5 protein-coding genes, 2 tRNA genes and 1 rRNA gene are annotated in these 9,016 nt (G+C 36.4%); 1 reads left to right on the top strand and 7 read right to left on the bottom strand.

The window, feature by feature from the left end; translation table 11 throughout:
• Positions 1–286: 286 nt before the first annotated feature.
• From B8955_RS04920 to B8955_RS04935, 4 genes are all read right to left on the bottom strand, one after another.
• Positions 287–1,057, bottom strand: coding sequence for a tetratricopeptide repeat protein (locus B8955_RS04920; protein ID WP_084099124.1), 771 nt, complete (start codon positions 1,055–1,057; stop codon positions 287–289).
• Positions 1,058–3,313, bottom strand: coding sequence for an ATP-binding protein (locus B8955_RS04925; protein WP_084099125.1), 2,256 nt, complete (start codon positions 3,311–3,313; stop codon positions 1,058–1,060).
• Positions 3,314–3,334: 21 nt separating this feature from the next.
• The gene (locus B8955_RS04930) at positions 3,335–4,726 is read right to left on the bottom strand and encodes a glutamate mutase L (protein ID WP_084099126.1); all 1,392 of its coding nucleotides are present in this window, start codon (positions 4,724–4,726) and stop codon (positions 3,335–3,337) included.
• Between the two features lie 167 nt (positions 4,727–4,893).
• A complete protein-coding gene (locus B8955_RS04935; protein WP_084099127.1) occupies positions 4,894–6,921 on the bottom strand; it encodes a urocanate hydratase in 2,028 nt (675 codons plus the stop codon).
• Positions 6,922–7,119: 198 nt separating this feature from the next.
• Here B8955_RS04935 and hutI point away from each other — a divergent pair, with 198 nt between their 5' ends.
• Positions 7,120–8,388: an imidazolonepropionase gene (gene hutI / locus B8955_RS04940; RefSeq protein WP_084099128.1), complete on the top strand. Its 1,269-nt coding sequence runs from the start codon at positions 7,120–7,122 to the stop codon at positions 8,386–8,388.
• A 209-nt stretch (positions 8,389–8,597) separates the two neighbouring features.
• Here hutI and B8955_RS04945 read toward each other — a convergent pair.
• The 3 genes from B8955_RS04945 to rrf form a co-directional block, all read right to left on the bottom strand.
• Positions 8,598–8,670 (bottom strand) — tRNA-Thr (locus tag B8955_RS04945).
• Between the two features lie 28 nt (positions 8,671–8,698).
• Positions 8,699–8,772: transfer RNA gene (locus B8955_RS04950), tRNA-Asn, on the bottom strand.
• A gap of 11 nt (positions 8,773–8,783) precedes the next feature.
• A 5S ribosomal RNA gene (rrf, locus tag B8955_RS04955) occupies positions 8,784–8,899 on the bottom strand.
• Positions 8,900–9,016: the final 117 nt, after the last annotated feature.

A 9,016-nucleotide genomic window follows, 5' to 3' on the forward strand; every position in this document is an offset into this window, starting at 1 on the left:
CAATAAGTAATAAAAGATGAGAAGCTATTTTCTCATCTTTTTGAGGTTATTCCGAATCCAAACGTTAACGCTCTTATTTTAGACGAATTTTAGACAAAATGTGAGACGAAACCTTTTAAATCCGTAAAAAATAACTTCCCCTACTTTATACCATATAAAACATACAAATGCGAATATCTCGATAATTCTTTAATTATTTATGAATAACCTTTTTAACTTAGACGGTTATTTGATGTTTTTATCATTTAAAACGATATAAAATTAATTCAAATTTTATCTTTCTCATTTATTTTTTAATGTTACTGAACAGCACTTTTCGTTCATACGCATCTCGATAAGGCGATAGATTTTTCTCTGCCTGTTCAATATAAAAGTCTTCTTCCTTAGAATCCAGTAAACTTTTAGCGGTGCCAGATAACAATTGTGCGGTTTCTTCATTAACGAGTATCATTGCTTTCAACCAATAAAGGATGCCTCGATCACGCTTATTCGCTTTTGATAATGGTTTTAGAAACTCCTGACACGCCACTAAATGGTGGTAGCCTTTATCGACATCTCCAAGGAATAAGCTATTAATTGCAATAAACGCAAGTAACTGTGGCCGTCGCCAAAAGAAATTTAAATTTTTAGAAACCGCTAATGCGCGATCTAAGTAAGTTTGTGCTGCTTGATAATCCCCAATCGCAAATAGGGCAATTCCCATATCTAACGATAAAACCACATCTGATGACGGAATATCTTTCCCTTTAATATAATCGAGAGCCACTTCTTGAAGCGCAATCGATTCGGTATAATTTTCTCGAATTAAGGCAATCTCTGATAAATAGTCGTAAGCAGCAGCTAAATTTATCGCATATTTTGTTTCTAACGCTGGATTGATGGTTAGCATTTTAATGGATTCTTTTAAATGCGCTTCGGCTAACGATATCTCTCCGACCATAATTTCTTGCAGCCCTTTAAGCCGTAAAATCACACCAATTGATTCATAATCATTTAATTGAACCGCTAAATCAAAAGCAAATTGAACGTAATGTTGCATATCTTCCGGTTTATTCATTTAAATACAGTAATAAATCATTTGGAAATACGCTCGCAAGAGGTAATCACTCTCATTAATCTCTTTTGCTTTAACGATTACCGCTAAAATATTATCAATTCCCTCTTCATATGAGCCAATTCGAATGAAATAACGCCCTTGGATATATAAGAAACGTAATTCTAACTTCAGAAAGACAATATCCACTTCCCGACTATTTTCAATCGCTGTTAGTTCCTGTTGAATCATTTCTAATCTCTCTTCGACTTCAGCAGGCGTAAAGTTTAACGTTTCTATAGTTCCAGTTTGCTCTTGATTATAAACAGGGAACAATTCATGTCGAAACTTCAAAGAATGTTGTAAGTAAGCCAATTCATATTCAAGCGCTTCTAGTACCCGATCAGCATGACGAAGATGATAGGCAATCTGACTTAAGTCTTGCGTATTCGTCAAATAAATGCCATGATGTTCGATTAAGGTGTCGGCAATTTTGCCATGCATTAATTTTTTTAACGTTTTATTCTGATGTTCGTCAAAATAATGTTTAATCCGTTCTGCTTTAATCCGAATTGTCAATGCCCCTTGATGGGTTTCTTCAATAATTAAATTACGACGGAATAATTCTTTCAACTCACGTTTCATCGGCATCAAGTTTAACCCAATCAATGATGATAAGAGGGGCATCGTCACTCCTTTTTGGAATAATGCTAACGTTTCTAATAACTCAATACCATCCTGACTGAGGAAACTACACTGTTTATCGATACTAGCCGCCATTTTGTCTGTTAGTTGCGTAATCGGCTGACCTTTCATATACAAATTAACCATTTCATGAATAAATAAAATATTTCCACCAGAAAAATGGTAAATCGCCTCTTTTTCTGCTTGTGGCATAGTTTGTTGTTTATTCTCTAGTAAATTGGTAATAAAATGCTCCGTTTGGTGCAACGTCAGCGGTTTAATTTCAATTTCGTGGCAAAAATGCGTATGGCGTAATTGATTAATAATCTGTTGCGTTTCAGGTAACGTCTGGCCATTTCCAATCCAAATAAATAGTATTGGCAAATCATAATCGCTAACTAGTAAATGCATTAACTTGAGTGATGGGACATCAATTTGTTCAAACTGGTCGATGGTAACAATAACCTTGTGATTCATTAACAATGGTTTTAAGGTTTGGTATACCTTATCGACTTGAGTATAGCTGACTTCTTTATCATGTTCTTGATGCAGCGCGTGATAGCGAATGGCATCAATCGAATCACTAACCTCTTTTTCGCAACAATTTTGTAAAACATCAGCCAATCGTGTTAACCATTTATCCCAAACATATCCTGAATTTTTGGCATACATTTTTTTAGCTGTTATTGCTACATTTAAGACATCTAGAGTTGAAATTTGTTGCATGCGTTCAACAAATTCGGTTTTCCCATTCCCAGTTTCACCATAAATAAGGAGAACTTCCGCAGTATTTCCAGAAACAAAACGATCAACCACTTCTTCGTACGTTGCCATTGCTTCGGGGCGGCTAAAATAAACATCAGGTAATTGATTTTTCTTATGATGTTGGCTTTTTTGCACCTCGCTAATCGTTTCTTTATATATCGCTTCAGTCTCAGCTGTTGGGGTAATTCCCAATTCTTGATTTAATAGTTGAGATAAATGCATATACGTTTCAATGACTTTACTGTACATTCCGCGTTGATGATAATAGTTCATTAGTAATTGATAATAATGTTCATCAAACTCATCAATCGAAGTTAGGCGATGAATATAACGTTCCACTTCAGCAAAATTTTTCTGCTCAATATCATGTTGAACTTTCGCATATAACTTTTTAGTGAATTCATGCGCATAAAAACGACGCATTTGATTTAACCAGTTATCATAACGCTCACAACCTTTAATATAAAATTGATGGAGAAATTCATCTTGGTAAATATCTGGATTAAACGGGTCATCGTTCAAGAGATGATCGACGTCTAATTCAATTGGTAATGCATCGTTCCAAGCAAGAATTTGATTGGCTAGAGATACGATATAATCGTCTCCCAACGTTTTATTTGCTTGGTAAATCGTATTTCGTAAATTCTTTTTAGCACTGGTTTCGGTTTTATCTGGCCATAATAAAGACGCCATTTCCTCACGACTAACCGTTTGATTGATTAATAAATAATAGACTAAGGCATTAATCTTCGCAAAAGGGAAATGGATCATTTCATCATCTAAATAAATAATTGGATTGCCAAGTAGCTGGCCATATAACACGTGATTCATTTCGTGATTCCTCCGTTAATATCAGAACATAGGAACTAAATGGCGACATAATAATTGATACGCTAGCTTCGGATAAGCTTGTGACAATACCCCTAAAGCAGAAAGCACATAATCATTATCGAGATAAACTTGTGGGTGTTTGGGGCGCAAATCACTAGATCTTTCTTGATTAAATGTCGCTATTAATAATTGTTTCGTATGCGGTGAATGTATAAGAATACCTCCTGTTGCAATCACCGATTGAAATTCTCTAGCATCTTTCCCCCATTGATGCCACGTTTCACTATCAAACTTTTTGATTTGTCCGACATGACGATGAATAGCGGTATTCATTGCATATTGTGCTAAAGTATCATCAAGCGCCATATCAGCAACGTTATCGGCAATATAAGCCGCGTCTTTCGTTCGTTTTGCAATAGCAAGTTGTAAATCATGAGGTGTAAAGTAAGAGGCAAGTGTGGTTTGCAACGTTTCTTCCCCTATTAGACTAGCAACGCTATCTGCTGATTCTCGCATCCCAATATCACCTTCCACTGTCCGTTTCAGTTGAGGTTCTTGAACTCCTTGATAAAAGACATTAATTCCGCGTGGCAATCCTTTACCAAATGTATGAATATCGGTGGTTGCGCCACCAATGTCGACAACTAACGTGCCATCGTGATGAGAGGTTTGTTGATGGCTCCCCCATAATTCCGTCGCTAATAACACTGCAGTTGGAGTAGGAATAATTGGTAAGCGCGCATAGTTAGCGACTTGATCTAAGCCGTTAGAAGCTAAGATTTTCGCCATAAAAATATCCCTTGCCACTTGACGCACGTCATCCACTGCAATCGTATTAACAGCGGGCATCACATTGTCAGCAAAATATAAATTGCCTGACCACGAGTCAAAAATGGCTTCGATAGCTGATCGTGCCTGTTGATTACCAGCATAGATAACTGCAATATCAGTTGTAAGTTGACTAGCTAATTGCTTAGCAACTGTTGTAACAAAATGCGTATTTCCGCCATCCGTACCGCCTGTCAATAACACCGCGTCCGGATGTTGTTGATTAATTTCAGCTAAATCTGTAGCTGTTAACTCATAAAAATATGATCCAACAATTCGTGTACCTGAACCTAGCGCTGCTGCTTCCGCTGCTTTTTGAGTTAGAGTATTGGTAAACCCTATCACAATCATTTTAAACCCACCCCAGGCTGAAGAGCAGAAATATTCTTCTAATTGATCAACCTTATCATCGTAACCAGCACTTAATAAGACGTCATGCTTACCTTTTTTATAGCCAGTCATAATCGATGATTTTTGTGTCGTCGGGTGCGAGGTTTGAGCAATTATTTCACCAGCCTCTTTATTAATTAACGTAAACTTAGAAAATGTAGACCCAAAATCAACAATTAATAGAAATGTCCGCATTTTTGTCACCTCCTCAACATCTATTATAAGCGTTTACACAATCATGTGAAGATTTTTCCAAACTTTTTATATTCAATAGACGTTTTCGTCATCTATTTCTCTACACAAAAAGCCAAGGACACGCCTTGGCTTTTTATAGAAATTACAAATGGTTAACAATTTAAAGCTTAGAATAATTTAGCTACTGCATCAGTAATTAAATCTTCTTCTGGAATATATGGGATGGTTAAATGATCATTTGTTTTGTTTTCTTTGTTATATTCGATAGCTGTTTCCATCGCATGTTCATTACGAGCCCAGCTACGACGAGCGACACCACTCATTGTATCCCAAGTGATTGCTGATTTGATAATTTCATCAGTTGCTTCGCTTCCATCTAGTACTAGTCCGAAACCACCGTTGATAGATTTACCAATACCAACACCACCACCATTATGTAAGGCTACTAATGTCATACCACGAGCCGCATTACCAGCGTAACATTGAACCGCCATATCAGCAGTCACGTTTGATCCATCTTTAATATTTGATGTTTCACGGAATGGAGAGTCAGTACCAGAAACGTCATGGTGGTCACGACCTAACATCACTGGACCAATTTTACCTTCACGAACCATTTCATTAAATTTCAAGGCAATGTTAACACGACCTTTAGCATCTTGATATAAGATACGTGCTTCAGTACCAACAACTAATTGGTTTTTCTCTGCATCACGAATCCAAATATAGTTGTCACGGTCTTGGTAACGACGATCAGGGTCGATAACTTCCATTGCTGCATGGTCAGTAGCTACCAAGTCTTCGTGGTCACCACTTAGACATACCCAGCGGAATGGTCCATAACCATAGTCGAATAACATTGGTCCCATAATATCTTCAACATATGAAGGCCAGATGAAACCATCTTTGTCATCGACACCATTTTTGGAAATTTCTGTCACACCAGAGTCGAAGATAGCTTTCATAAATGAGTTACCATAATCGAAGAAGTAAGTGCCACGTTTAGTTAATTCTTTAATGGCTTCATAGTGACGACCTAATGTTTCATCAACTAATTTTTCAAATTTTTCTGAGTCTTTATCCAATAATTCTGTCCGTTCGTCAAATGTTAATTGAACTGGGCAGTAACCACCATTATAAACGTTGTGACAAGATGTTTGGTCAGATAATAAATCAATGTGTACATCGTTTTCAACAGCATATTCTAATAAGTCAACAATATTACCATGGTAAGCCACAGACATTGCTTCACCTTTTTCTTTGCTAGCTTCAGCAATTTCAAAAGCTTCTTTAGCAGAATCTGTTAATTTTTGAATCCAACCTTGTTCTAAACGAGTATTAATCCGTGAAATATCCACTTCGGCAATAATTGAAGCAGCACCAGCAATATCAGCTGCTTTACCTTGAGCACCTGACATTCCTCCTAAACCTGAAGATACGAATAATTTACCATTTAGGTTACCTTCTTCAGGAATATCTAATTTCAAACGACCAGCATTTAATAACGTATTAAATGTTCCGTGGACAATTCCTTGTGGTCCAATATACATCCAACCACCAGCAGTCATTTGACCGTAGTTTGTCACACCCATTTCTTCGGCAATTTCCCAGTCTTTTTGGTTATCATATTCACCAACTAATAAACCATTAGTGATAATAACGCGTGGGGCATCTTTTTTAGATTTAAATAAACCAACTGGATGTCCAGATTCAACAACTAATGTTTGTTCATCTGTCATGACTTCTAAATATTTTTTAATTAAACGATATTGCATCCAGTTAGAAGCCACTTGCCCTGTTTCACCGTATGTTACTAATTCATAAGGATATAAGGCAACATCAAAGTCCAAGTTGTTATCGATTTGAACTTGCATGGCTTTCCCTTGTAAACAATTTCCTTTATATTCATCAATTGGTTTCCCATGGATACGACCAGCGGGACGGAAACGATAACCATAAATACGACCACGTGTTTTTAATTCTTCTAAGAATTCAGGAATTAATTGTTCATGGTATTTATTTGGAATGTAACGTAACGCATTTTTTAAGGCGATTTCTGTTTGCGCTTGAGATAAATGGAAACCACGGTTAGGTGCGTGACGGATACCTTCCTCAAATTCTGGATATTCTGGTAAAGTATCATCCAGCTTGACTGTCATTGCTTCTGATACATCAATATCTGTAAATTTAACCATAATAAGCCTCCTAAATATTTTATATTTTGGTTATTTTTAGTTATAGTATAATCGGTAACTGTCTAGAGAATGTCTATAAGGAAACTAAGAATAAAAAAATTGACAAAAAATCGCTTTCTTTTCGTTTAGACTTATATTTGACGTTTTTTAGATATTATACCATTAGTTTAAAATATTATGAAGAAAGAGTGTGATTTAATGCGCGCAGATAAAATTTTAGTTCATTTTAATCAAGTATTTAATCCGTATGACAAAGGTCAACCATTAACAAAAGATGATTTAAATACAGCTGAAATTATCGAAGATGGTTACATTGCCATCCAAGACGGTAAAATTTTAGCCATTGGTTCTGGTGAACCAGCTGAAGAATTAGTCGGTGACGAAACAGAAATTATCGATTATTCTGGTAAAACAGCTACTCCAGGACTTATCGACTGTCATACCCATCTAGTCTATGGCGGTAGCCGTGAAAATGAATTTGCTAAAAAATTAAACGGCGTGCCATATTTAGATATCTTAAATGAAGGTGGCGGTATTTTAAGTACTGTAGAAAGTACACAAAAAGCATCTTTTGATGAATTATACAGCAAAACTAACCGTTTATTAAACTATATGTTAGATCACGGGGTAACATCTGTAGAAGCAAAATCTGGCTATGGTTTAAACTGGGAAACAGAAAAACGTCAATTAGAAGTCGCCAAAAAATTAAATGATGATCATTCTATTGACCTTGTTTCTACTTTTATGGGCGCACATGCTATTCCAACTGACTTAAAAGAAAACTCAGATGTTTTCTTAGATGAAGTTATTGATATGTTACCAAAAGTAAAAGAAGAAAACTTAGCAGAATTCGTAGATATTTTCTGTGAAACAGACGTCTTCACTGCTGACCAATCTCGTCGTTTATTACAAGCTGCTAAAGATTTAGGATTTAAATTACGTATTCATGCAGACGAAGTAGATCCAATTGGTGGTGTAGATGTTGCGGCTGAATTAGAAACGACAAGTGCTGAACATTTAATGAAAATTACTGATGACGGTATTCAAAAATTAGCTGAAGCTGGTGTTATTGCTAACGTTCTTCCAGGAACAACATTCAGTCTAATGGAAGACACTTATGCCCCAATCCGTAAAATGATTGAAGCTGGTGTTGGTGTTACATTATCAACAGACTGTAACCCAGGTAGCTGCCCAACCGCAAATATTCAATTTATTATGCAACTAGGTAGCTTCATGATGAAAATGACACCTGTTGAAGTATTTAATGCGGTAACTATTAACGCCGCTTACTCTATCGACCGTGCGGATACAGTCGGTAACTTCACTGAAGGTAAAAAAGCTGATATCGCAATCTTTGATACACCAAATGTAGATTACGCGATTTACTTCTTCGGAACTAACTTAATAGATACCGTTTATAAAAATGGTGAAGAAGTTGTTCATCACGATCATGAAACACAAAAATAAAAATTAGTTATTAGTAAATTAAAAAGCATCGCTGGAGAACATATGGTTTTCCAACGATGCTTTTTATATATAAAGAAATAATCAAGAAAAGACTAATCGATAGTGCTCCAAATAATAGCTTATATAAGTCATAACTGATACTTTTTTACACATTTACACAAAAAAGACTAGCTAAACAGTCATTGTTTAACTAGTCTTCATATATAATAAGCTACTAACGGGATTTGAACCCGTGACCTCCGCCTTACCAAGGCGACGCTCTACCTCCTGAGCTATAGCAGCATCGCTATTAAATTTAGGTATAAAAAAACTCCGCAAGTAGGACTCGAACCTACGACATCTTGATTAACAGTCAAGCGCTACTACCAACTGAGCTATTGCGGAATAAAAAAATTGCACGGCGACGTCCTAGTCTCACAGGGGGAAACCCCCAACTACATTCGGCGCTAAGAAGCTTAACTACTGTGTTCGAGATGGGAACAGGTGTGACCTTCTTGCCATCGTCACCGCACAATTCATATTATATTGAGCATTATTCGCTCAAAACTGAATACTACAAGTTTCCCCTTTAACCATATCATACAACTTACCTTCTTTGGATAAGTCCTCGACTCATTAGTACTGGTCC

Origin of the sequence: Aerococcus suis (assembly GCF_900176325.1) — a bacterium.
GTDB lineage: Bacteria > Bacillota > Bacilli > Lactobacillales > Aerococcaceae > Aerococcus > Aerococcus suis.